The sequence below is a fragment of the Kitasatospora sp. NPDC088783 genome (assembly GCF_044750705.1).
Lineage (GTDB): Bacteria > Actinomycetota > Actinomycetes > Streptomycetales > Streptomycetaceae > Kitasatospora > Kitasatospora fiedleri.
In genome coordinates this window covers 576,785-598,509 of the sequence record NZ_JBIVKJ010000003.1, presented here as the reverse complement: position 1 = coordinate 598,509, position 21,725 = coordinate 576,785, and the positions used below count along the sequence as shown (strand labels likewise).

Sequence of the window (21,725 nt, the reverse complement as noted above, 5' to 3'; positions counted from 1 at the left end):
TCGACATGGGCAGAACCACGCGGACGGACTCGATCCGGGGCACGCGGAAGACCGGATCTTGACCGCCGGCGGCCCGATCGGGCTCGACCCGTTCGGCGAGGCGGTCTACCGCGCCATGCTGCTCCACCCCGACCTCGACACCGGTGGCCTGGCCGGCCACCTCGACTCCACCGAGGCCGAGGTCGGCCACGCCCTCGACCGGCTCGCCGACCTCGCCCTCACCCGCCCCACCAGCTGCGGCACCCGCTGGCGCGCCGTCAACCCCGAACGCGGCCTGGCCGCCCTGCTCGCCCACCAGGAGGCCGAGGAGGCCCGCCGCCAGCGCGAGGCCGAGCGCAGCCGGGCCGCGATGGCCGGGCTGATCGCCGAGTACGCCAGCATCCACGCCCCCGGCGCCGACGGGCAGCGCGGCATCGAGATGCTCTCCAGCCTCGACCAGGTCCGCGACCGGCTGATCCAACTGGCCTCCGACGCCACCGCCGAGGTGCTCTCCTTCGCCCCCGGCGGCCCGCAGCCCGCCCCCGTCATGGAGGCCAGCCGCGCCCTCGACCAGGAGACCCTGGAACGCGGCGTCCGGATGCGCACCGTCTACCAGGACAGCGTCCGCAACGACCCCGCCACCGTCCAGTACGCCCGCTGGCTGCACGGCCTCGGCGGCGCCGTCCGCACCACGCCCACCCTGCCGCTGCGCATGATCGTGGTCGACAACGCCACCGCCATCGTCCCGATCGACCCCGACGACCCCCGCAAGGGCGCCGTCCTGCTCCAGAGCCCCGGCGTGGTCGCCGCCCTGCGCGCCCTGTTCGACCAGGTCTGGGAGCAGGCCCGCCCGCTCGGCGAGAAGAGCCCCCAGCGCGACCCGCACGGCCTCACCGGCCAGGAGCGCGAACTGCTCCGCCTGCTCGCCGACGGGCTCACCGACGAGCGCGCCGGGCAGCGCCTGGGCGTCTCGCTGCGCACCGTCCGCCGGATGATGGCCGACCTGATGGTCCGGATGGACGCCCGCAGCCGCTTCCAGGCCGGCATCCAGGTGGCCGCCCTCGGCTGGCTGGAAGCCGCCGAGGACGCCCCCGCGTGACGGCAGCGGCCCCCGCCCCCTCGGAAGGGGACGGGGGCCGCCGGCACGGGCCCGGCGGACTACCGGTAGTAGCCGGTGATGTCGGCGATCAGGTCGACCGTGCCGTCGTTGTTGTACAGGTCGACCTTGCCGTTCAGCACCGGGACGACGACCAGGTTGGGGATGGTCTGCCCGGCGGTGAAGTTGAGGTTCGACGCGGACGTGCGCTGCTGCCCGTCCGGGTAGACCGCGACGTAGCTGGAGCTGGTCGGGTTGGTCGCCGTCACGTTCAGCACCACGGCCTTCGCGTCCGACGGCACCCCGGCCCGGCCCGCGACCTGCAGGGCGACCGTCCGGCCCGCGCCGACCTTGGCCTGCGGGGCGCCCAGGCCGGAGCGGGTGTCCATCAGCCGGACCGGGCCCGCGCTGACGAAGGACGCGCCGCCGCCCTGGGTGTAGTACCCGGAGATGTCGGCGATCAGGTCGACCGTGCCGTCGTTGTTGTACAGGTCGACCCTGCCGTTGACGACCGGGACGACGACCAGGTTGGGGACGGTCTGCCCCGGGGTGAAGTTGAGGTTCGACGCGGACGTCCGCTGCTGCCCGTCCGGGTAGACCGCGACGTAGCTCGGGCTGGTCGGGTTGGTGGCCGTCACGTTCAGCACCACGGCGGTGATGTCGTTCGGCACGCTCCGGCCGCCGCCCAGGTCCGCCCCCGCGACCTGCAGGGTGACCGTCCGGCCCGCGCCGACCTTGGCCTGCGGGGCGCCCAGGCCGGAGCGGGTGTCCAGCAGCCGGTACGGACCGGCGGTGGACAGCTTCGAGGCGCCCGACGGCGAGTAGTAGCCGGTGATGTCGGCGATCAGGTCGACCGTGCCGTCGTTGTTGTACAGGTCGACCTTGCCGTTGACGACCGGGACGACGACCAGGTTGGGGATGGTCTGCCCGGTGGTGAAGTTGAGGTTCGACGCGGACGAGCGGGGCTGTCCGTCGGGGTAGACCGCGACGTAGCTGGGGCCGGTCGGGTTGGTGGCCGTCACGTTCAGCACCACGGCGGTGATGTCGTTCGGCACGCTCCGGCCGCCGCCCAGGCCCGCCCCCGCGACCTGCAGGGTGATCGACCGGGCCGGTCCGACCTTGGCCTTCGCCGCGCCGGTGCCGTCCCGGGTGTCCAGCAGCCGGTACGGGCCCGCCGGGGTGTAACCGCTGGGCGCGGGCGCGTTGTTGGCGACCACCTGGACGTCGGAGGACTTCAGGTACGCCAGCCGGTGGTTGAACCGGATCGGGTAGTAGGTGTCGGTGCCGACCACCCGGGTGCGGTCCTTCGGCGCGTCGCCGTTGATGTTCTGCGCGTAGAAGAAGTCGCTGTCCAGCGCCACCGGGCTGCCCGCCAGGTACCCCTGGCCGGCCGGGACGGTCGCGCTGTACGCCACCGGCGCCAGGTTGGCGGTGCTGATCTCCGCCGGGTACGCCGACAGCTCCGGGTAGGTGCGCCCGTACACCGGGATCGAGGCGGCCCCCGGCTTCGCGGTCAGCACCACCTGGCCGGCCCGGTCGTCCGCCACGCCCGCCGTGAAGCCCGGGTTGGCGAACCAGGCCTTCTGGCCGCCGTACCAGATCGCCGTCCAGTCGCCCTGCTGGTCGGCCACCACGAAGCTGGTGCCGGCCACCGCCTTGGCCCGGACGTCCGCGGCCTGGGTGGTGCCGCCGTTGACCAGGGTGCCGCTGTTCGGGCCGGTGTACAGGTAGACGAAGTTCTCCGGCCGGGCCGGGACGCCGTCCACCGGCGGGGTGTTGCTGCCGTCGAAGGCCGGGGCGATGGTCACCTTGCCGCCGGGCAGCAGCACGCCGCCCCCGTTGGCCCGCACCGGCGCGCCGAGCAGGTCCATGTAGTGGTTCCAGTCCCAGAAGGTGCCCGGGTCCCAGTGCATGCCCGAGATGGTCTCCTGGGTCGGCCCCGGCACGTCGTCGTGGCCGATGACGTGCTCGCGGTCCAGCGGCACCCCGTACTTCTCCGCCAGGTAGCGCACCAGGGTCGCCGAGGACTGGTACAGCTGCTCCGAGTACCAGGGCTGGCTGCCGGTCGGGAGCGCGTAGCCCTCGTGCTCGACGCCGATGCTGTGCATGTTGACCGTCTTGTTGCCGGCCTGCCAGGCGATGTTCTTGTCGTTCACCAGCTGGGTGACGTGGCCGTCGCTCGCCCGCACGATGTAGTGCGCGCTGGACTGGGACTTCGGGTCCTGGAAGGTCCGGATCGACCCGGCGTACCCGCCCTCGGTGTCGTGGATCACGATGTACTGGATCCGGTCGCCGTCGGCGGGCCGGTTCGCGATCGTGTAGTTGCCGTACGAGGTCGGGTCGGCGGGGTTCGTCAGGTCGTACGCCGCCTCCTGGAAGTCGCAGTTCAGCGCGGCCGGGCACTCGATCGGGTGCGGCTCGGGGTTCGAGGAGAGCGGGGCCAGCGCCGGTCGCGCCGAGCCGCGCGAGGCCGCGGCGGTGCCGGTGGCGGTGGCGGTGCCGGTGGCGGCCTTCGGCGCGTCCTTGCCGCGGACGGCCTTGTCCGCGCCTCGGGTGGGGGCGGGGGCGGTCGCCGGCAGCGCGGGCAGCGAGCCCTGGCCGTCGGAGGAGCTGCGCGGCGCGGTCGCGGTGCTCGCCGATCCCTGCGACACCCCGGTGTCGGCGGGCAGTTCGACCCGCTCGCCGTCCGCGGTGGTCCGGGCCGCGCCGAGCCGGATGGTGTTGTACACCCGGTCCGCGAAGGCGTGGCCGCTCGCGTCGTCGCTCGCCTCGCTGAACCGGGCCACCGACTCGTACCAGGCGGCGGGGTCACCGGAGAGCGGCCGCCCCGCGTCCTTCTGGTACTTCACCAGCAGCGCCGCCGCACCGCGGATCGACTGCGCCGGGTCCGACTTCAACTGCCCCGCCGGACGGTCGATCAGCTTCGCGGCGCGCGCCAGCGTGTGCAGCGCGGGGGAGTCCTCCACCGGCACCGGATCGGCCTTCGCGGCCGGCGCGGTGCCGTCGCCCCGCCCGTCCACCTCCGCCCCCGGGCCCTGGGCGAGCGCCCGGGCGACCGCGGCCGGGTCGACCTCGGTCAGGCCCATCACGTTGTAGTTGCCGGTGGTGCTCGGCTGGCCGCCGTGCTGCTCCCAGCGGCTCTGCTGGTACGACAGCGCCAGCAGCACGCTCTGCGGGACGTGGAACTCCCCGGCGGCCGCGGCGAAGGAGCCGCGCAGCTTCTCGCCGGGCGCCGCGGCGGCGGCCCGGTCGTCGGCCGAGGCGAACACGGACAGCGCGGTCGCCGAGACGACCGCGGCGGCCGTCAGGGCCAGCGGTATCCGCAACCGGTGCGAGCGGCGGTGCCGCCCGCCACCGGCCGATGGGTCCTGGTGGGCAGTCAACAGGAGTGCGCCTTCCGGACGAGTCCGGCCGCGGGCGGCCGGTTCAGGTGGGAAACGGACCCGGTACGCACGACGAGGCACCCCCGGGGCGAGCGCTGACGCTAGCACCGATCGATACGCACCCGGACGGTCGGAGGTTGCGCGACACCGGTGGAGATCCGGTGAAGGCCGCTCCGCCCCTGCTCCGGCCCCCTGCCGCCTGCTCCGGCCCTCTGATCCGGCCCCGCTCGGGTCGCAGATCCGCCCACTCCGGCCGTCGGTCCCTGCTCCGGTCGCGCCGGTCGACGGCCCGGCCCGGGCCCCGCCGCGCCGCCTACCGCCGCGCCGCCTACCGCCGGTGCTTGCCGCTGGTCGGGGCCGGGGTCGGGTACGGGATGCGCAGCTTGCGGGCGAACGGGGCCACCGAGGCGCCCACGCCCAGCGGGCGGGCCAGCACGAACAGCGAGAGCAGCACCGCCAGCGCGCCCGCGGCCAGGCCCGCCAGGCTGCCGAACAGCCCCGCGCCGAACCGCCCGGCCAGCCAGTGCGCGGCCAGCGCGCCCGGCGCGCAGGCCGCCAGCAGCCCCAGGTGCAGCACCACCAACCGGCCGCCCTCCAGCCCGCTGCCGCGCCGCCAGTCGCGCCGCACGCCCAGGTCCACGGTGGCGTTCGCCCCCGGCGCGAAGGCGTCGGTGCGCAGCACCATCGTGGCGTCCGGCCCCTGGCCCGGCCCGGCCTGCGCGGGCACCGCCGCCGGGGCGGCGCCCCGGGACAGTCGGCGGCCCAGCGCGATGCCGGTCACCGCCACCGAGACCAGCGCGGCCGTGGTGTGCGCGAACGCCATGCCGACCACCTTGTAGCGCAGCGGCAGCGTCTCGTACGCCACCCAGCACATCAGCGCGTTGGTGCCGGTGGTCACCAGGGTCAGCCAGAACGGGGTGCGCGCGTCGCTCATCGCGTAGAAGCCGCGGGCCAGCGCGTACTGGGCGCAGAACGCGGGCAGGCCGATCGAGAAGGCCATCAGCAGCGAGGCCACCACCATCGCGTCGGCGTGCACGGTCGGCCCGGAGCCGTAGCCGTACGCGGCCATCGCGATCTGCGGGGCCAGCGCCAGGAAGAGCACCGCGGCGGTGACGATCATCGCGGCCGAGGAGCGGAGCATCCCCGACAGGTCCTCGCCGATCTTCCGGTAGTCGCCCGCCGTCGCGGCCCGCGACATCCCCGGCAGCAGCGCCGTCACCAGCGAGATGGTGATCACGCCCTGCGGGACGACGAACAGCTGGTACGCGTTGGCGTAGGCGGCGTAGCCGCGTCCGCCGACGATGTGCGCGGCCGCCGCCGCCTTGCCCGCGCCGGTGCCCAGGCTGGTGATCACCGCGAAGGACAGCTGGGTGGCCACCACCAGCAGCAGCGCCCAGCCCGCCGAGCGCAGCGGCCGGGTCAGGCCCGCGCCGCGCCAGTCGAAGCGCGGCCGGAAGCGGAAGCCGGAGGAGCGCAGCGAGGGCAGCAGCGCGGCGGCCTGCACCACGATGCCCATGGTCGAGCCGAGGCCGAGCAGCAGGGTGTCGCCGGAGGTCACGTCGCCGACCTGGTAGGCGTGCCGGCCGATCACCAGGTAGATGCCGAACACGCCGATCGCCACGACGTTGTTCAGCACCGGCGTCCACATCATCGCGCCGAACCGGTCGCGGGCGTTCAGCACCTGCCCGAGCAGGGTGAACACGCCGTAGAAGAAGATCTGCGGCAGGCAGTACCGGGCGAAGTCGATCGCCAACTCGCGCTGGGCGCCGTCGAACTGCGAGTACAGGTCGACGATCTGCGGGGCGAACAGGAACGCGCCGACCGTCAGCACCACCAGGATCACGCCGCACAGGGTGAGCAGCCGGTCGGTGTACGCCTGGCCGCCGTCCCGGTGGGTCTGCATCGCGTGCACCAGCTCCGGCACGAACACCGAGGCCAGCGCGCCGCCGATCAGCATCATGTAGACGATGTTCGGCAGCGAGTTCGCCACGTTGAACGCCTCGCCGACCGGGCCGTTGGTCAGCGCCGCCACGATCACCGCGCTGCGCACGAAGCCCAGCGCCCGGGAGGCCAGCGAGCCCAGCGCCATGATCAGGCCGTTGCGGCCGGTGGAGGCGGGCTTCTTGGCCGCGGGCTCCGGCCCGTCCGGCTCCTCGCCCGCCCGCGGCGCCGGTACCGGCCGCTCGGCGGCCGGCGGGGGGGCCTGCGGCGCGGGAGCCTGCGGCGGGAAGGGCGGCCGGCCGTACTGCTCGAACGCCTGCGCGGGGATCCGGCCCAGCTGCATGGTCGGCTGGTCCTGCCCCGGGTACGGTCCGTCCGGCGGCGGGTAGTACGGGGCGCCCTGCGGGTGCGGGCCGCCCTGCGGCGGCTGCGGCTCGTCCCGGCGGTACGCGGTGTCCGGCCGGTGCGGTCCGCCCTGCCCGTGCGGGGCGCCCTGCTCGTACGGTCCGCCCTGCGGGTGGTACGGGTCGCCGGGGCCGTCCGCAGTGTGCAAGGTCATCGGACCCCCCGTCGATCGGTGCCCGTCCGGCGTTGCGTGGGTGAGTGCGGGAGATTCGGCCCTGGTCCGGACTCCGCCTGCCGGTTGCAGGGTGCACCAGCCGCAGAAGTCTGCCCCACTTCGGCACCCGATGGGGAGTCGGGTGCCGACCGGCGAGCTGTTCGAGCCGGTCGCACCGGTGTCCGGGGGCCTTGCCGCACCGGCCGTGGAGCGTCGTTTGCGCCCGGAAACACGCGGAATGCTGCCCGCGCGGTTCCCCCGCGCGGAGGAGGCGGGCGACGCGGTGTGACGTTGCTCACGATCCGTCAGGAACGCCCCGGATCACGCTCCGCGGCGGGTTCCGCCGGTGGCAGCGGCGCGGCCAGCACCCGCTGCACCCGGGGCCGGTTCCGCCGGTGCAGCAGCCGCACGTCCCGGCCGAACCGGCCCGGCCGCCACAGCTCGACCGCCAGCGCCGACCCGGCCAGCACCGCGACCGCCGCCGCCCAGCCCGCCAGCACGTCGCTCGGCCAGTGCACGCCCAGCGCGATCCCGGTCCAGCCCGCCGCCAGCACCACCAGGCCCGCCGCGGCGCCCGCCGCCACCCGCACCGGCCGCTCCGCCCGCGGCCACGCCAGCACCAGCAGCGCCCCGCAGGTGACCGCCGAGGCCAGCGCGGGCCCGGACGGGAAGGACCCCCCGGAACCGGCGGCCACCGGATCGGCGAAGTGCGGCCGGGGGCGGTTGACCAGCGCCCCGCCCGCCCGGCCCGCGGCCCAGCCCAGCAGCGCCACCGCCACCGTCCAGCCCGCCGGCACCCGGGCGCCCAGCGCCCACAGCCGCACCGCGACCGCCCCGAGCAGCGCCCGCATCACCCAGGTCGGCCCCAGGTCGGCCAGCGTCTGCAGGGCCGCCGTCCACACCGGGTGCCGCAGCGCGTAGCGGTGCAGCAGCGCCACCCAGCCCCGGTCCAGTCGGGCCAGCGGCGGCCAGCCCGCCCGCACCAGCACCAGCAGCGCCGCGAACGCCAGCACCCCCGCCAGGGCGGGCCAGGCACAACGGAGCGCCCCCGGGCGTTGTACCCGTGGAGGGGCCGCGAGACGGCCGGTGCCCCGGCCGCCGCCCGGGCACCCGGCGGCCGACCGGGAGCCGGGGTCGATGGGCTGGTGCATGACAGAAACCTTCCCAGCGGCAGGAGGCGAACCGGCGCTGGTCCGATCGCGATTCGGCATCGGTTGTGCGGACGTGCCGCGAAGGCCGCGCACGGATTCGGTGCCGATCGTCCGGTGCGCACCGTGCAGGGTGCGTCACGCTCCGTCTATCGTCCGAGTGAAAATCGGCAGGATACTGCATGGCCGGTGGAAAGCTGAGTCACTTGGGAATGTTGTCCGTTTTCTGTGCGTTGGATCGTTACGTGTGAGCCACGAACGGGCCCACACGGTTGTGCCGAGTGGCGGAACGGAGCGCCCCCGGCAGCGTCAGTGAGGGAGCAAGCATGGCCACCCGTGCCGTCGTACGCGACAGGGCCGATCGGACTCGCACCGCCCGCCCGACCAACCTCGAAGCCGACCGCGACCTGGTCGGCATGTACCTCGACGAAATCGCCAGGACACCCCTGCTCGACGCCGCCGAGGAGGTCGAGCTGTCCCTGCGCATCGAAGCCGGGGTCTTCGCCCAGCACCTGCTCGACGAGGAGGAGCGGCCCGACGGCGTCACCACCGAGGAGCTCCAGGCGATAGCCGACGACGCCGAGCGCGCCAAGGACGTCTTCATCCGCTCCAACCTGCGCCTGGTCGTCGCCGTCGCCCGCCGCTACCCGCGCAGCGGCCTCCCGCTGCTCGACCTGATCCAGGAGGGCAACGCCGGCCTGGTCCGCGCGGTGGAGAAGTTCGACTACTCCAAGGGCTTCAAGTTCTCCACCTACGCGACGTGGTGGATCCGGCAGGCGATCACCCGCTCCATCGCCGACCAGTCCCGCACCATCCGGCTGCCCGTCCACCTGGTCGAGGAGCTCGGCCGGATCCGCCGGGTCCAGCGCGAGAAGGCCAAGGAGCTGGGCCGCGAGCCCGAGCCCGCCGAGATCGCCGCCGAGCTGGACACCACCGAGCAGCGGGTCAAGGACGTCCTGGACTGGGCCCGGGACCCGGTCAGCCTCAACATGTCGGTCGACGACGAGGGCGAGACCCAGTTCGGCGACCTGGTGGAGGACACCGGCGCGGTCTCCCCGGAGGACGCGGTCATGGTGATGATGCGCCGCGAGGAGCTGGACGACCTGATCGGCCGCCTCGACGACCGCACCGCCTCCATCATCCGCAGCCGCTACGGCATGGAGGACGGCCGTGAGCGGACGCTCACCGAGGTCGGCAAGCAGCACGGCCTGACGCGCGAGCGGATCCGCCAGATCGAGAAGCACGCCCTCGCCGAACTCAAGAAGATCGCCGACCACGCGGGCTTCGAGGCGGCGTAGCCCGTCCGGCGGGCGGGCCGCCGGGGCCCGCGGCGGTCCTACAGTGGAGGCATGACCTCCCCGGACGCGCAGAAGCCCGAGCCCCGGCCCGAGACCGGCCGCCCCCGGCCCCGACTGGTCTTCACCGACCCGTTCGACCAGCAGACCTCCGACGACACCGACCGCGGTTGGGGCGGCACCTCGGAGGAGCGGGGGCTGGACTGGTACCGCAGCCAGCGGCCCCCGCACCACGGCGAGAAGTAGGGGAACGGCGGGATCAGCCGCGGCGCACCAGCGCGTCGCGGATCTCGGCGAGCAGTTCGACCTCCTTCAGTTCGACGTCCAGCGCCTCGTCCTCCACGGACTTGCGCCTCCGCATGAAGTGGTTCATCGGCAGGATCAGCAGGAAGTACACGACGGCGGCGGTGATCAGGAAGCTGAGCGCGGCACTGAGCACCGAACCCCAGAGGATGAAGATGCCCGAGGTGACGTTGCCGGCGTCGTCCACCGTGCACGGCCCCTTGAGGCAGGAGCTGTAGGCGGCCAGGTCCTTGGTGCCGAACAGACCGACCAGCGGGTTGATCACGCCCTTGACGAACGCGTTGACGACGCTGGTGAAGGCCGCGCCGATGACGACGGCGACGGCCAGGTCCACCACGTTGCCGCGGAGCAGGAATTCCTTGAAGCCTTTCATGCCGCGTCGAACGGCGGACGCCCCCGAAAGTCACGGGTGAACCCCCCACCGTCAGGTTGACGCCCGAGCACACCCCACCACCCCACCACCCGCCCCCGACCCGGGCGGCGGCGCCCCGCAGAGCAGCACGGCGGACAGCGCCAGACAGACCACGGCAAGCAGACCGGAACGCCGCCGCAACGCCCGCCACAAGCGGTGGCGCCCCGACGCGACGCCCAGGATCGGCGGGAAATCAGGCACCTCACGGCGCGGCGGAACGAGCACGGCGGGCAGCAGGAAAGAGGTCACGGCACGGGCCTTCCCGAACGAAGCACACGACCCCGGACGGAGCCGCGCCAGCCATCCTGCGACCCACCCGGACAACCCCGCCCCGAATTCCCCCACCCTGTGGAAAACCCGCCCCTGTGGAAAACCGACCTCACCCCACCGAGTGAACCCCTACGCCGTCCGGCCCCCACCCCGTGACCCACCCGCCCCCACCGTCCGGAGGAACCCGCGTAACCCGCCCCCGACAGCGGGTCCGCGAGTCCCGGTGGTGGATCAGACCTCGGTGAAGTGGCCAGCCCTGACCGCCGTGACGAAGGCGGCGAAGGCGGCCCCGGTGAAGAGGAGAGCGGGGCCGTGCGGGTCCTTGGAGTCGCGGACCGGGACGATGCCGTGGGTGGCGGTGAACTCGGCCGTGAACTCGACGCAGTTGCCGCCATTGCCGCTGTGGCTGCTCTTCACCCACCGGGCGCTGGACAGGTCGATGTGGGGCATGCGAGTTCCTCCCGTGGCGGTTGTTGTGATGGCCGGCGGGGCCGCTTGGTGCTGGCGGCCGTGTTGTCGGGGCAGAGCGAGCCAGGAGAGCTTCCCGTTCTCAGATGCGAAGAAGCCCCACAGGCGGTCGTTCTGGCCTTCGACAGCCGGTGGTGGGTCAGACCTCGTTGAAGTTCCCGGCCTTGACCGCCGTGACGAAGGCGGCGAAGGCGGGCTCGGTGAAGAGGAGAGCGGGGCCGTGCGGGTCCTTGGAGTCGCGGACCGGGACGATGCCGTGGGTGGCGGTGAACTCCGGCGTGAATTCGACACAGTCGCCGCCGTCTGTGCTGTGGCTGCTCTTCACCCACTGGGCGTTGGGCAGGTCGATGTGGGTCATGCGAGTTCCTCCCGTGGCGGTTGTTGTGATGGCCGGCGGGGCCGCTTGGTGCTGGCGATCGTGCTTTCGGGGCGGAGCGCGTCAGGAGGGAATTCCCGACTTCCGGTGCGATGAAGCCCCGCAGACGGGCCGCGCCGACCTGCAGGGCCGGTGGGTCAGGCCTCGGTGAAGTGGCCGGTCTTGACCGCCGTGACGAAGGCGGTGAAGGAAGCCTCGCCGAAGAGCAGGGCGGGGCCGTGGGGGTCCTTAGAGTCGCGGACCGGAACGATGCCATGGGTGGCGGTGAACTCGGGTGCGAACTCGACGCATTCTCCGCCGTCGGAGCTGTGGCTGCTCTTCACCCACTGGGCGTTGGGCAGGTCGATGTGGGGCATGTGAGTTCCTCCTGCGGCGATCGTGGCGTGAGCCAGAGGAGGCTTCCCGGATTGGGACGCGCAGAAGCCCCGTGCGTCCAAGTGGCTTGGCTGCGCGACCATGCGGTACTGGTTTTAAGTCAGATGCCTTGGAAGCGGTCGGCCTTGATTGCCGTGACGAAGGCGGTGAAGGCGGGCTCGGTGAAGAGGAGGGCGGGGCCGTGGGGGTCCTTGGAGTCGCGGACGGGGACGATGCCATGGGTGGCGGTGAACTCGGTTGCGAACTCGACGCAGTTGCCGCCGTCGGTGCTGTGGCTGCTCTTCACCCACTGGGCATTGTGCAGGTCGATGGGTGTCATGCGAGTTCCTCCTGTGGCGATTGCAGTGGTGGGTCGGTGGGGCTGCTTGGCGCTGGCGATCGTACTTCGGGGCGGAAGCGACGGGGTGAGGTTTTCCGGTGTCGGGCATGAAGAAGCCCCGCGCGCCCAAGTAGCCGGCCTGCGGGGCTCGGTGGTTCTGGTGGCGGGTCAGATCGATTCGAAGTTTCCGGCCTTGATCGCCGTGACGAAGGCGGTGAAGGCGGGCTCGGTGAAGAGGAGGGCGGGGCCGTGGGGGTCCTTGGAGTCGCGGACCGGGACGATGCCGTGGGTGGCGGTGAACTCCGGCGTGAACTCGACGCAGTTGCCACCGTCGGAGCTGTGGCTGCTCTTCACCCACTGGGCGTTATGCAGGTCGATGTGGGTCATGCGAGTTCCTTCCGAGCAGTTCGGATCATGTCTAGTGAAGGGGCCGTTGGGAGGGACTCCACCAGAAGCCGATCGTAGCGCTTGGACCAGGAGGCAACAGTCTCCCGGTTCCGCTCTACATGTCCTCGGGCCAGGGATTCCGCATAGCCGAGCACCGACCTGTCGGGCAGGGTGAGCAGGACTACCGACGTTCTGAACGGTGCCCACTCGCCCAGTGTGAACGGAGCGATCTGCAGCACGATGTGAGGGCTCGCTGCCATGGCCTCAAGATGCGCAAGTTGGTTCGCCATGACTTCGGGTCCGCCTATGACCCGACGGATGCACCCCTCGTCCAGCACCGCGTGGACGATAGGTGCGGCGGGGCGCTGGAAGATCTGTTGGCGGTTCAACAGGAAAGATACTCGCGCCTCCGCCTGGGCTTCGGTGATGTCTCCACGCTGCGCCGCCGCCATCGCCAAGGCTGAGGCGTAGGCGCGCGTCTGAAGCTGTCCCGGAACGATGCCCAACTCAAAAGTGCGGAGCATCCGGCACCTCGCCTCTGCTTCGACATACTCCGTGAACCCCTCCACCAGGCTCGCGTTCGAGTAGAGCCGCCAGAGTTCCTGGAATCGCGAGCCGGTGCCGAACACCTCGTCGGCTTTTACAGCGAAAGTAAAAGTCAGGGCCCGCTTACCTCGTTCGATGAGCGAGATGTAGCCGTTCGTGTAGCCCATGTGTTTGGCCAACCTGACCTGCGACCACCCGCGAGCCGCCCGTGACCTGGCAAGTTCCCGGCCGAAGCGCAGGGCGGGAGATGACACCAGATCAACTTCGTTTCCGGTTTCCATGGTTGTCCCCCTTTGACGGACCGGAACGGTCAACGGTCAAGCCCTGGTGAGCGTAGCCGTTCCCGCCGATGCTTGTGACGCAGAGAACGCAGAAAGAAGCGGACGGTGACCGGCGCGCGGGAGCTCGCTCCCGGCGTGCGTGTCGTCCGGGCCGTCCGAGGGGGCGTGAGCGCTCTCCGAACTCCCCTTGCACAGCGCAAACCAGCCGTGAGGTCGATCGCCATGCCGAACCACCAGGACCCGGAGCCGAAAGCGAAGTTGACGATCCGGGTCTACACCGTGCGGGCCGACGGAGCCCGGGTGCAGGTCTCGTCCTGCACGTCCGAGGAGGAACGCTTCCTGCCGCTGGTCTCCGCGCTGCTCTGGCCGGCCTGCCGGTGCCCGCGCTGCGGCGACCGCGACGGGGCCCAGGCACCGGACGCGGCCTGACCGGCCGGTCGTCCCGCCCACCCGACACCCGACACCCGAACGAAGGGATGCACGTGTTGTACACCGGACAGCCACCGGAGGCGGTCGATGCCCTCCGGCGCTTTCTGCGCGCGGGGTTCGCCGACTCCGAACAGGCCGCCGACCTGCTGGAGCGGGCGTTCCGGCTGGCCCGACTCGATCCGCCGCCGGGGCTGTCGCCGGTCTACCGAGTCGAGGTGCCGCCGGAGTCCGGCGGCGTCGCGCTGGGGTGCGCCGGGCTGCCGTGGGTGCAGCGGTTGGCCGAGGCGCTGCTCGAACTCGCCCTCCTGCGCGGCGACCTGTCCTTCGTCCGGCCCGGTTGCGAGGGCCGTCCCGCGCTGGAGGTCGCCTCATGAGCGGCGGTGAGCGTGGCGAAGCCCGGAGGGTCACGTCCGCGGTCCGGGTGGCGGCGGCGGTCCTCGTCGCGTCCGGCCGTCCGCACTGATCCCGTGGGGAACGCGGAGGCGCGGCAGGCCGCCCGGGACCGGGCGTGGGCGATCGCCGAGAAGCTGGCGGCAGCCGGTGGCGGGGAGGCCCGGCTGACCGCTATCCCCGGCGGCTACCGGGTCGAACTCCACCTGACCGGGCCCGCGCCGGACGAGCTCGGGGTGCTGGAGGCGCTCGCGCTGGGCGACCGCTGGGGGCACCGCCGCTCGCCCCCGTCGCGCAACGGCGGGGTGGCGAAGGAGACCGTGTGGAGCGAGGTCCGGGAGCCGTCCGGGCCGGTGGCGGCCGGGTGAGCGGTCACGGCGAGGCGGGGAACGGGGCGGGGAAGGGGCGCCGCGGGCCGTGCCGTCAGCGCGGAACACCGGGCCCGTGCGGGACCCGGTGTCCGCGGAGCGCCGCGGTCAGCTCGTGCTGGAGGCGGAGCTGCTGGAGCTGGAGCCGGAGCCGGAGCTGCCGGAGCCCGTCGAGGAGGACGAGGCGCTGCCGCCGGAAGAGGCGGTCGAGGAGGACGGGGACGTCGAGGACGACGACGAGCCCACCGAGCTGCTGGAGCTGGAGCGGCTGTCGGTGCGGTAGAAGCCGGAGCCCTTGAAGACCACGCCCACGGCCGAGAAGACCTTGCGGAGCTTCCCCTGGCAGTCGGGGCACGTGGTCAGCGCGTCGTCGCTGAACTTCTGCACCGCCTCGAGGCCGTTGCCGCACTCGGTGCACTGGTACTGGTACGTGGGCACTTTCCGCTTCCTCCTGCACTCCCCCTGGCACTCTCACGCTATGAGTGCTAACGACGGTCCATGATGCGGCATTCCGCTGGAGGAGTCCAGCGGCTCAGCCGTGGCGGGCGGCGCCGACCGGCTCCTCGCGGACCGCGCCTCCCCGGGCCACGGTACGGGGCGCGGGTGCCGGAACGGCCAGCAGGCGGCGCATCGTGACGAGCGCCACCAGGCCGAGGCCGGAGCCGGCCAGGGCGACGGTGAAGCCCAGCGAGGGCCCGGAGCGGTCGATCAGCTGCCCGGCGGCGGTGGAGCCGAGCGCCAGGCCCAGGCCGATCGCGCCGGTGAGCCAGGTGAACGCCTCGGTCTTGGCGCCGTCCGCGACCAGGGTCTCCACCAGGGTGTAGCCGGTGATCAGGGTGGGCGCGATGGCCAGGCCGCAGAACAGGCCGGCCGCGGTCAGCGCGGCCAGGTTGGGCATCGCCCACAGGGTGGAGCAGCCGAGCACCAGCAGCGCGTAGCAGGCGGTCATCCGCCGCCGGGGGGTGGAGCGCCAGGGGACCAGGCCGTAGAGCACGCCGGCCACCATCGACCCGGTCGCGAAGAGGCCGTAGACCAGACCGCTGAGCCCGCCGGAGCCGGCGTCCTCGGCGAAGGCGGTGATCGAGACCTGGAGGGTGCCGAAGACGGTGCCGAGGCCGAGGAAGGCCCCGGCCAGCAGCCGCACGCCGGGGGAGGAGAGCGCGGAGACCCGCCGGTGGCCGGGGGCGGCGGGCCCGGTGGGCGCGGGCGCGGTGTCCCGGCGGGCGGCGAAGGCGAGGCCGCCGAGCAGGGTCAGGGCGGCCTCGGCGGTGAGCCCGACGGACGGGTTGACCAGGGTGGCGATGCCGGTGGCCAGCATCGGGCCGATGACGAAGGTGAACTCGTCGGTGACGGACTCGAAGGCGAAGGCGGTGTTCATCAGGGCCGGCCGCTCGCCCAGCCGGTGCACCCAGCGGGCCCGGACCATCGCGCCGACCTGCGGCACCGCCGCACCGGCCGGCGCGGCGGCCAGGAACAGCGTCCAGTCGGGGGCGCCGGCGTGGGCCAGCACGATCAGCGCGGCGACCGCCCCGGCGTGCACCAGCACGGCCGGGACCAGCACCGCGGCCTGGCCGTGGCGGTCGGCGAGCCGTCCGGTCTGCGGGCCGATCAGGGCCTGCGCGACGGCGGCGGCCGCGGCGACCGCGCCCGCCAGGCCGTAGGAACCGGTGGTGTCGTGGACCAGCAGCACGACGCCGAGACTGAGCATGGCGTACGGCAGCCGGGCGACCAGCGCCGGGAGCAGGAAGGTCCAGGCGCCGGGGGTGCGCAGCAGCGCCCCGTAGCCGGAGCCGTGGGTGGTGGTGTCGTCGACCGGTCGGCGCGCCGCCACGGTCGGTCCTCTCTGCTGCCTGGTAGCGCCGCGGTCGGGGGTGGGGACCGGTCCGGCGCCGAGAGTCGTCCTCTCGCGCGTCGACCGGGGTTGTTACCGGGCCCGGGCGAGGTGCCGCGGGGCCCGGCCGCCGAGCGGTCGCGCCGACTCTGCATCAGGCAGATACGGAAAAGCGGGTGTATCGGGTGTATCGGGGTGTTCCGGCCTTCAGCTTAGCGGTTCAGCCGGTCTTCTTCCTGGCGATGGAAGGCTTCCCGGCAACGGAAGCCTTCCCGGCGGTGGGGGCCTTCCCGGCGGCGGAAGGCTTCCCGGCGGCGGAAGGCTTCCCGGCGAGGGAGGGCGCCCGGCGGGACGTCCGGGAAACGGCGGACGGACCTTCCGCGTGCTCCAGCCACCCGGCGAGCTTGCCGCCGCGGTCGACGGCGCGCAGCCGGCGCTCGGCGGCCTCGGAGACCTCGTCGGTGGTGACCACCAGCAGTTCGTCGCCCTCGCGCAGCACCGTCGTCCGGTCCGGCACGAAGCTGGAGCCCTCGCGGACCACCAGGGTGACGGCGGCGCCCTTGGGCATCCGCAGCTCGGAGACCTCGACGCCGGACATCCGGGAGCCGGGGGCGAGGTGGACGGAGAGCAGGTGGCCGTGCAGCTTCTCCAGCGGGGCGGACTCGATGCCCAGGTCCTGGCCGATGTCGCCCTCGCCGATCCGCAGCCACCTGGCGACCAGCGGCAGGGTCGGGCCCTGGAGCAGGGTGAAGACCACGACCAGGATGAAGACCACGTTGAACAGCTGCTGGGCGTCGGTCGCGCCGGACACCAGCGGGATGGTGGCGAGCACGATCGGCACCGCGCCGCGCAGCCCGGCCCAGGACAGCAGCGCCTGCTCCTGCCAGGGGATCCGGAACGGCGTCATGGTCAGCAGCACCGACAGCGGCCGGGCGACGAACACCAGCACCGCGCCGGCCACCAGGCCCGGTACGACCGCCGCGCCCATGCTGGTGGGCGTCACCAGCAGGCCGAGCACCACGAACATGCCGATCTGCCCGATCCAGGCCAGCCCGTCGGCGAAGCCGCGCACCGCGGGGCCGTGCGGCAGCTTGGAGTTGCCGAGGATCACCGAGGCGACGTAGGTGGCGAGGAAGCCGGAGGCGTGCAGCAGCGAGCCGCCCGCGTAGGCGAGCACGATCAGCGCCAGCACCGCGATCGGGTACAGGCCGGAGGAGGGCAGCGCGACCCGGCGCACCGCGTACGCGCCGAGCTTGCCGACCGCGTAGCCGACCGCCCCGCCGACCACCAGCTCGACGATGATGGTGCCGACCAGCACGTACCAGGGGTCGAGCTCGCCGGTGGCGGCGAAGGCGACCACCAGGATCACCACGGGCGCGTCGTTGAAGCCGGACTCGGCCTCCAGCAGGCCGGTCAGCCGCTTGGGCAGCGGGACCATCCGCAGCACCGAGAAGACCGCCGCGGCGTCGGTGGAGGAGACGATCGCGCCGAGCAGCAGCGCGGTGCGCCACTCCAGGCCGACCAGCCAGTGCGCGCCGGCGGCCGTGACGAAGACCGAGACCGCGACGCCCAGGGTGGCCAGCACGGCGGCGGCCGGGACCACCGGCCTGATGGACCGCCAGCTGGTCTTGAGCCCGCCCTCGGCGAGGATGACCACCAGGGCGGCGTAGCCCAGGACCTGGGTGAGCTCGGCGTTGTTGAAGCTTATGCCGATGCCGTTCTGGCCGAGGGCGACGCCGATGCCGAGGTAGATCAGCAGCGAGGGCAGCCCCGAGCGGGTGGAGATCCGCACCGCCACGACGGCGAACAGCAGGATCACGGCGGACTCGAGCAGCAGGGTGTTCAGGTGGTCAACGGTCACGCAGGGGCACCTCGGGGCAGGGAGGGGGCTTCTGGCGGATCGTTACTCATCCTAACATTTTACTTGATCTTTACGCCAGCCCCTCCGCCCGGCCGCACCCGGTAAGGTCCCTGCGGTGCCGTCGAACCGCCGGGGCGTCCCCCGTGCACGGCCGCCGGTGCGCTCGCCCTAATGTGGTGACCTGTCACGGCCGCACGCTCCCTCATACAAGGACTCGGATGCCCCGCTCGAAGAAGTTCCGGCGCGCACGTCTGATCATGATCCTGCTCGCCGTGCTGCTGGTGGCGGGTCTGGTAGGCGGCGGCTGGTGGGCGGTGGACACCGTCCGGTCCTCCTTCCCGCAGGTCAGCGGCACCGTCAAGGTGGCCGGCATGTCCGCGCCGGTGGACGTGGTCCGCGACGACAAGGGCGTCCCGCAGCTGTACGCCGACACCGACGCCGACCTGTTCCGCGCGCAGGGCTACGTGCAGGCCCAGGACCGGTTCTGGGAGATGGACGTCCGCCGGCACATCACCTCCGGCCGGCTCTCCGAGATGTTCGGCTCCTCCTCGGTCGAGCAGGACACCTTCCTGCGCACCATGGGCTGGCGCAGGGTCGCCGAGAAGGAGTGGAACGAGGTCCTCTCCGAGGAGACCAAGCGCAACCTGACCGCCTACACCGAGGGCGTCAACGCCTGGCTCGCCGAGCACCCCGGCGGGGCCGGCGCCTCGCTCGAGTACGCGCTGCTCGGCACCGTCAACTCCGGCTACCGGCCCGAGAAGTGGGACCCGATCGACTCGGTGGCCTGGCTCAAGGCGATGGCCTGGAGCCTGTCCGGCAACATGCAGGAGGAGATCGACCGCTCGCTGCTCGCCCAGGACTTCACCGCCGAGCAGATCGACCAGCTCTACCCCGGGTACCCGTACGACCGCAACGGCACCATCGTGAAGACCGGCAAGGTCTCCGCCGACGGCACCTACACCCCCGGCGCCGGCGACACCGTGCCCCCGCTGGCCGGCGGCTCCGCCCCGGCCGAGAGCTCCCAGGCCCGGGCCGCCACCCAGTCGCTGCTGAGCGGCCTGTCCCAGCAGGTCGGCGCGCTGCCGCAGCTGCTCGGCCCGCAGGGCCAGGGCATCGGCTCCAACTCCTGGGTGGTGGCCGGCACCCACACCACCACCGGCCTGCCGATGCTCGCCAACGACCCGCACCTCGGCCCCGGCATGCCGTCCATCTGGTACCAGATGGGCCTGCACTGCCGCACCGTCTCCGCCACCTGCGGCTACGACGCGGCCGGCTACACCTTCGCCGGCATGCCCGGCGTGGTCATCGGCCACAACAAGGACATCGCCTGGGGCTTCACCAACCTCGGCGCCGACGTCACCGACCTGTACCTGGAGAAGGTCACCGGCCCCGACACCTACCTCTACGACGGCAAGGACGTGAAGTTCACCGTCCGCAAGGAGACCATCAAGGTGGCCGGCGGCGAGGACCGCACCATCACCGTCCGCACCACCCAGGACGGCATGCCGCTGATCTCCGACCAGTCCTCCGAGGAGCAGGAGGTCGGCCGGTACGCCCCGGCCGGCAACGCCGCCCCCGACCGGGCGGCCGGCTACGCCGTCGCGCTGCGCTGGACCGCGCTCGTCCCCGGCCGCACCATGGACGCCGTCTTCGAGATCGACCGGGCCACCGACTTCACGTCCTTCCGGGCCGCCGCCAAGGACTTCGCCGTCCCCGCGCAGAACCTGATCTACGCCGACACCAAGGGCAACATCGGCTACCAGGCCCCCGGCCTGATCCCGGTCCGCGGCAAGAAGAACGACGGCCGCTACCCCTCGCCCGGCTGGGACCCCGCGTACGCCTGGAACACCGCCTTCCTCCCGTTCAAGTCGCTGCCCTACGCGTACAACCCGCCCGAGGGCTACATCGTCACGGCCAACCAGGCCGTCGTCGACCAGAGCTACAAGCCGACGCTCACCACCGACTGGGAGTACGGCACCCGCGCCAAGGAGATCACCGACCAGATCCAGGCCAAGCTCAAGAACGGCGGCAAGGTCTCGCTGGACGACATGCAGTCCATGCAGCTCGACAACACCAGCGTGATGGCCAAGGAGCTCGTCCCGCTGCTGCTCAAGGTCAAGATCGACGACCCGTACGTGCGCGAGGCCCAGGACCTGCTCAAGGACTGGAACTACCACCAGGACGCCGACTCCGCCGCCGCCGCCTACTACAACGGCGTCTGGCGGGCCCTGCTCACCCTCGCCTTCGGCCAGAAGTTCCCCGCCGACCTCCGGGTCGAGGGCGACTGCCTGCTGGTGCGCCAGAAGCGCGACAACACCCTGCCCGACGACGCCCTCGGCGGCGCCGCGCAGGCCGTCACCGAGTGCGGCACCCGCGAGCCCGCGCAGGCCCAGCCGGACGGCGGCGACCGCTGGATGGAGGTCGTCCGCCAGCAGCTCGCCAACCCCGACTCGTCCTGGTGGGACTACATCGACTCCGACCACCAGCAGCAGCACGGGCTCGGCAATCTGCTCGCCGAAGCGCTCAAGGACGCCCGCCAGGACCTCACCTCGCGCCTCAGCAAGGACATCTCCACCTGGAGCTGGGGCCGCCTGCACCAGCTCACCCTGCAGGAGCCCACCCTCGGCAGCGACGACTCCTCGATCGCCTCCGGCGTCGTCCACAAGCTGCTCAACCGGGGCCCCTACAAGCTCTCCGGCGGCAGCGCCGCCGTCGACGCCACCGGCTGGAACGCCGCCGCCGGCTACGACGTCGACTGGATCCCCTCGATGCGGATGGTCGTCGACCTCAGCGACTTCGACGCCTCCCGCTGGATCAACGTCGGCGGCGCCTCCGGCCACGCCTTCCACCCCCACTACAACGACCAGACCGACCTGTGGGCCTCCGGCCAACTCCTGCCCTGGGCCTACACCAAGGACGCGGTCGCCAAGGCGGGCAAGGACACCCTCACCCTGACCGACTAGGCCCCGTCCGGTCGGTCCTGCCGGATCGGCGCGCGGCGTCGCGCGCCCGGCACGACCGACCGGACAGGACCTGGCGCGGACACCCGGCGGCGCGCGTCTCCGGCGGCCGGGGAGCGGACCGCCGGGGCCCGCTCCCCGCCTCCGGCTAGAAGCGCGTCACGCCCTCCGGCGTCACCACCGCGTGCACCGGCAGGTCGTGGGGTTCGGCCGGGAGGGCCGGGAGCAGCTCGCCCGGGTAGAGCAGGGTGGCCAGCAGCGGGCGGGCCCCGGCCCGGGTCAGGCGGGCCAGGACCCGGTCGTAGGAGCCGCCGCCCCGGCCGAGCCGGGTGCCGCGCGGGTCGACGGCCAGGCCGGGCAGCAGGACCACGTCGGCGCCCAGGACGGCGTCCGGGCCGAGCCGGGGCGCGGTGGGTTCGAGCAGGCCGCGGCCGGCGGGGGAGAGGCGGTCCTCGCCCTCGTACGCCGCCCAGTCCAGGTCGTTGTCCGGCAGCAGCACCGGCAGCAGGACCCGCACGCCCGCCCCGGCGAGCGCGGCCAGCAGCGGGCGGGTGCCGGGCTCCGCGCCGACCGAGACGTACGCGGCGACGGTGCCGCCCGGCGGCACCAGCGCGGCGGCGTGCCGGGCCAGCGCCCCGGCCGCGGCGGCGCGTCCGGCCGCGTCGAGCGCCCGTCGTTCGGCGAGCAGGCGTGACCTCAGCGCCGCCTTGTCGTTGGACAACCGATCCGCAGTCACCGTTCGATTCCC

General features: G+C 72.8%; 21 protein-coding genes. 7 read left to right on the top strand and 14 right to left on the bottom strand.

Annotated elements, in window-relative coordinates; genetic code table 11:
• Window positions 1–58 precede the first annotated feature (58 nt).
• The gene (locus tag ACIP60_RS11200) at window positions 59–1,078 is read left to right on the top strand and encodes a LuxR C-terminal-related transcriptional regulator (RefSeq protein WP_400682327.1); all 1,020 of its coding nucleotides are present in this window, start codon (window positions 59–61) and stop codon (window positions 1,076–1,078) included.
• 59 nt (window positions 1,079–1,137) lie between these two features.
• Here the strand turns inward: ACIP60_RS11200 and ACIP60_RS11195 are convergent, their stop codons facing one another.
• The 3 genes from ACIP60_RS11195 to ACIP60_RS11185 all read right to left on the bottom strand — a co-directional run bounded on the left by ACIP60_RS11195 (window position 1,138) and on the right by ACIP60_RS11185 (window position 7,971).
• Complete coding sequence (locus tag ACIP60_RS11195; RefSeq protein WP_400682325.1) at window positions 1,138–4,458, bottom strand: N-acetylmuramoyl-L-alanine amidase; 3,321 nt, start codon at window positions 4,456–4,458, stop codon at window positions 1,138–1,140.
• 328 nt (window positions 4,459–4,786) lie between these two features.
• On the bottom strand, window positions 4,787–6,958 hold the full coding sequence (gene murJ, locus ACIP60_RS11190) for a murein biosynthesis integral membrane protein MurJ (RefSeq protein WP_400682324.1): 2,172 nt from the start codon (window positions 6,956–6,958) through the stop codon (window positions 4,787–4,789).
• A gap of 305 nt (window positions 6,959–7,263) precedes the next feature.
• The gene (locus ACIP60_RS11185; RefSeq protein ID WP_400682322.1) at window positions 7,264–7,971 is read right to left on the bottom strand and encodes a phosphatase PAP2 family protein; all 708 of its coding nucleotides are present in this window, start codon (window positions 7,969–7,971) and stop codon (window positions 7,264–7,266) included.
• Window positions 7,972–8,432: 461 nt separating this feature from the next.
• Between ACIP60_RS11185 and ACIP60_RS11180 the strand changes: the two genes are divergently transcribed.
• Window positions 8,433–9,404, top strand: a complete 972-nt coding sequence (locus ACIP60_RS11180) for an RNA polymerase sigma factor RpoD/SigA (protein ID WP_111555682.1) — start codon at window positions 8,433–8,435, stop codon at window positions 9,402–9,404.
• A gap of 51 nt (window positions 9,405–9,455) precedes the next feature.
• A complete protein-coding gene (locus tag ACIP60_RS11175) occupies window positions 9,456–9,647 on the top strand; it encodes a hypothetical protein (RefSeq protein ID WP_400682320.1) in 192 nt (63 codons plus the stop codon).
• Between the two features lie 13 nt (window positions 9,648–9,660).
• Here the strand turns inward: ACIP60_RS11175 and mscL are convergent, their stop codons facing one another.
• The 7 genes from mscL to ACIP60_RS11140 all read right to left on the bottom strand — a co-directional run bounded on the left by mscL (window position 9,661) and on the right by ACIP60_RS11140 (window position 13,138).
• The gene (gene mscL, locus ACIP60_RS11170) at window positions 9,661–10,077 is read right to left on the bottom strand and encodes a large conductance mechanosensitive channel protein MscL (RefSeq protein ID WP_100836667.1); all 417 of its coding nucleotides are present in this window, start codon (window positions 10,075–10,077) and stop codon (window positions 9,661–9,663) included.
• Window positions 10,078–10,617: 540 nt separating this feature from the next.
• Window positions 10,618–10,836 carry a DUF397 domain-containing protein gene (locus ACIP60_RS11165; protein WP_400682318.1) on the bottom strand — a complete coding sequence of 73 codons (219 nt, stop codon included), beginning with the start codon at window positions 10,834–10,836 and terminating at the stop codon, window positions 10,618–10,620.
• A 157-nt stretch (window positions 10,837–10,993) separates the two neighbouring features.
• The gene (locus ACIP60_RS11160; RefSeq protein WP_400682316.1) at window positions 10,994–11,212 is read right to left on the bottom strand and encodes a DUF397 domain-containing protein; all 219 of its coding nucleotides are present in this window, start codon (window positions 11,210–11,212) and stop codon (window positions 10,994–10,996) included.
• Window positions 11,213–11,367: 155 nt separating this feature from the next.
• The gene (locus tag ACIP60_RS11155; RefSeq protein ID WP_400682314.1) at window positions 11,368–11,586 is read right to left on the bottom strand and encodes a DUF397 domain-containing protein; all 219 of its coding nucleotides are present in this window, start codon (window positions 11,584–11,586) and stop codon (window positions 11,368–11,370) included.
• A gap of 119 nt (window positions 11,587–11,705) precedes the next feature.
• The gene (locus tag ACIP60_RS11150) at window positions 11,706–11,924 is read right to left on the bottom strand and encodes a DUF397 domain-containing protein (RefSeq protein ID WP_400682313.1); all 219 of its coding nucleotides are present in this window, start codon (window positions 11,922–11,924) and stop codon (window positions 11,706–11,708) included.
• 168 nt (window positions 11,925–12,092) lie between these two features.
• Entirely contained in the window at window positions 12,093–12,311 is a 219-nt protein-coding gene (locus ACIP60_RS11145) for a DUF397 domain-containing protein (protein ID WP_400682311.1), read from the bottom strand.
• Entirely contained in the window at window positions 12,308–13,138 is an 831-nt protein-coding gene (locus tag ACIP60_RS11140) for a Scr1 family TA system antitoxin-like transcriptional regulator (protein ID WP_400682310.1), read from the bottom strand. The genes ACIP60_RS11145 and ACIP60_RS11140 overlap by 4 nt, the downstream gene beginning before the upstream one ends.
• Before the next feature lie 222 nt (window positions 13,139–13,360).
• Here ACIP60_RS11140 and ACIP60_RS11135 point away from each other — a divergent pair, with 222 nt between their 5' ends.
• The 3 genes from ACIP60_RS11135 to ACIP60_RS11125 all read left to right on the top strand — a co-directional run bounded on the left by ACIP60_RS11135 (window position 13,361) and on the right by ACIP60_RS11125 (window position 14,325).
• On the top strand, window positions 13,361–13,567 hold the full coding sequence (locus tag ACIP60_RS11135) for a hypothetical protein (RefSeq protein ID WP_400682308.1): 207 nt from the start codon (window positions 13,361–13,363) through the stop codon (window positions 13,565–13,567).
• Window positions 13,568–13,620: 53 nt separating this feature from the next.
• Complete coding sequence (locus ACIP60_RS11130) at window positions 13,621–13,941, top strand: hypothetical protein (RefSeq protein ID WP_400682307.1); 321 nt, start codon at window positions 13,621–13,623, stop codon at window positions 13,939–13,941.
• A 93-nt stretch (window positions 13,942–14,034) separates the two neighbouring features.
• On the top strand, window positions 14,035–14,325 hold the full coding sequence (locus ACIP60_RS11125; RefSeq protein WP_400682306.1) for a hypothetical protein: 291 nt from the start codon (window positions 14,035–14,037) through the stop codon (window positions 14,323–14,325).
• A gap of 108 nt (window positions 14,326–14,433) precedes the next feature.
• Here ACIP60_RS11125 and ACIP60_RS11120 read toward each other — a convergent pair whose 3' ends face one another.
• The 3 genes from ACIP60_RS11120 to ACIP60_RS11110 form a co-directional block, all read right to left on the bottom strand.
• Window positions 14,434–14,763 carry an FmdB family zinc ribbon protein gene (locus tag ACIP60_RS11120; protein ID WP_400682304.1) on the bottom strand — a complete coding sequence of 110 codons (330 nt, stop codon included), beginning with the start codon at window positions 14,761–14,763 and terminating at the stop codon, window positions 14,434–14,436.
• 94 nt (window positions 14,764–14,857) lie between these two features.
• On the bottom strand, window positions 14,858–16,156 hold the full coding sequence (locus ACIP60_RS11115) for an MFS transporter (protein WP_400682302.1): 1,299 nt from the start codon (window positions 16,154–16,156) through the stop codon (window positions 14,858–14,860).
• Window positions 16,157–16,376: 220 nt separating this feature from the next.
• Window positions 16,377–18,017, bottom strand: a complete 1,641-nt coding sequence (locus tag ACIP60_RS11110) for a potassium/proton antiporter (protein WP_400682301.1) — start codon at window positions 18,015–18,017, stop codon at window positions 16,377–16,379.
• Window positions 18,018–18,235: 218 nt separating this feature from the next.
• Between ACIP60_RS11110 and ACIP60_RS11105 the strand changes: the two genes are divergently transcribed.
• Window positions 18,236–20,980, top strand: coding sequence for a penicillin acylase family protein (locus ACIP60_RS11105; protein WP_400682299.1), 2,745 nt, complete (start codon window positions 18,236–18,238; stop codon window positions 20,978–20,980).
• A gap of 145 nt (window positions 20,981–21,125) precedes the next feature.
• Here ACIP60_RS11105 and ACIP60_RS11100 read toward each other — a convergent pair whose 3' ends face one another.
• The gene (locus ACIP60_RS11100; RefSeq protein ID WP_400682298.1) at window positions 21,126–21,713 is read right to left on the bottom strand and encodes a 5-formyltetrahydrofolate cyclo-ligase; all 588 of its coding nucleotides are present in this window, start codon (window positions 21,711–21,713) and stop codon (window positions 21,126–21,128) included.
• Window positions 21,714–21,725: the final 12 nt, after the last annotated feature.

What these genes read in the sequence shown, in the direction of transcription:
- murJ (WP_400682324.1), bottom strand. Translation starts at nt 6,958, where the DNA reads ATGACCTTGCACACTGCGGACGGCCCCGGCGACCCGTACCACCCGCAG.
- ACIP60_RS11180 (WP_111555682.1), top strand. Translation starts at nt 8,433, where the DNA reads ATGGCCACCCGTGCCGTCGTACGCGACAGGGCCGATCGGACTCGCACC.
- ACIP60_RS11175 (WP_400682320.1), top strand. Translation starts at nt 9,456, where the DNA reads ATGACCTCCCCGGACGCGCAGAAGCCCGAGCCCCGGCCCGAGACCGGC.
- mscL (WP_100836667.1), bottom strand. Translation starts at nt 10,077, where the DNA reads ATGAAAGGCTTCAAGGAATTCCTGCTCCGCGGCAACGTGGTGGACCTG.
- ACIP60_RS11165 (WP_400682318.1), bottom strand. Translation starts at nt 10,836, where the DNA reads ATGCCCCACATCGACCTGTCCAGCGCCCGGTGGGTGAAGAGCAGCCAC.
- ACIP60_RS11160 (WP_400682316.1), bottom strand. Translation starts at nt 11,212, where the DNA reads ATGACCCACATCGACCTGCCCAACGCCCAGTGGGTGAAGAGCAGCCAC.
- ACIP60_RS11155 (WP_400682314.1), bottom strand. Translation starts at nt 11,586, where the DNA reads ATGCCCCACATCGACCTGCCCAACGCCCAGTGGGTGAAGAGCAGCCAC.
- ACIP60_RS11150 (WP_400682313.1), bottom strand. Translation starts at nt 11,924, where the DNA reads ATGACACCCATCGACCTGCACAATGCCCAGTGGGTGAAGAGCAGCCAC.
- ACIP60_RS11145 (WP_400682311.1), bottom strand. Translation starts at nt 12,311, where the DNA reads ATGACCCACATCGACCTGCATAACGCCCAGTGGGTGAAGAGCAGCCAC.
- ACIP60_RS11140 (WP_400682310.1), bottom strand. Translation starts at nt 13,138, where the DNA reads ATGGAAACCGGAAACGAAGTTGATCTGGTGTCATCTCCCGCCCTGCGC.
- ACIP60_RS11135 (WP_400682308.1), top strand. Translation starts at nt 13,361, where the DNA reads ATGCCGAACCACCAGGACCCGGAGCCGAAAGCGAAGTTGACGATCCGG.
- ACIP60_RS11105 (WP_400682299.1), top strand. Translation starts at nt 18,236, where the DNA reads ATGCCCCGCTCGAAGAAGTTCCGGCGCGCACGTCTGATCATGATCCTG.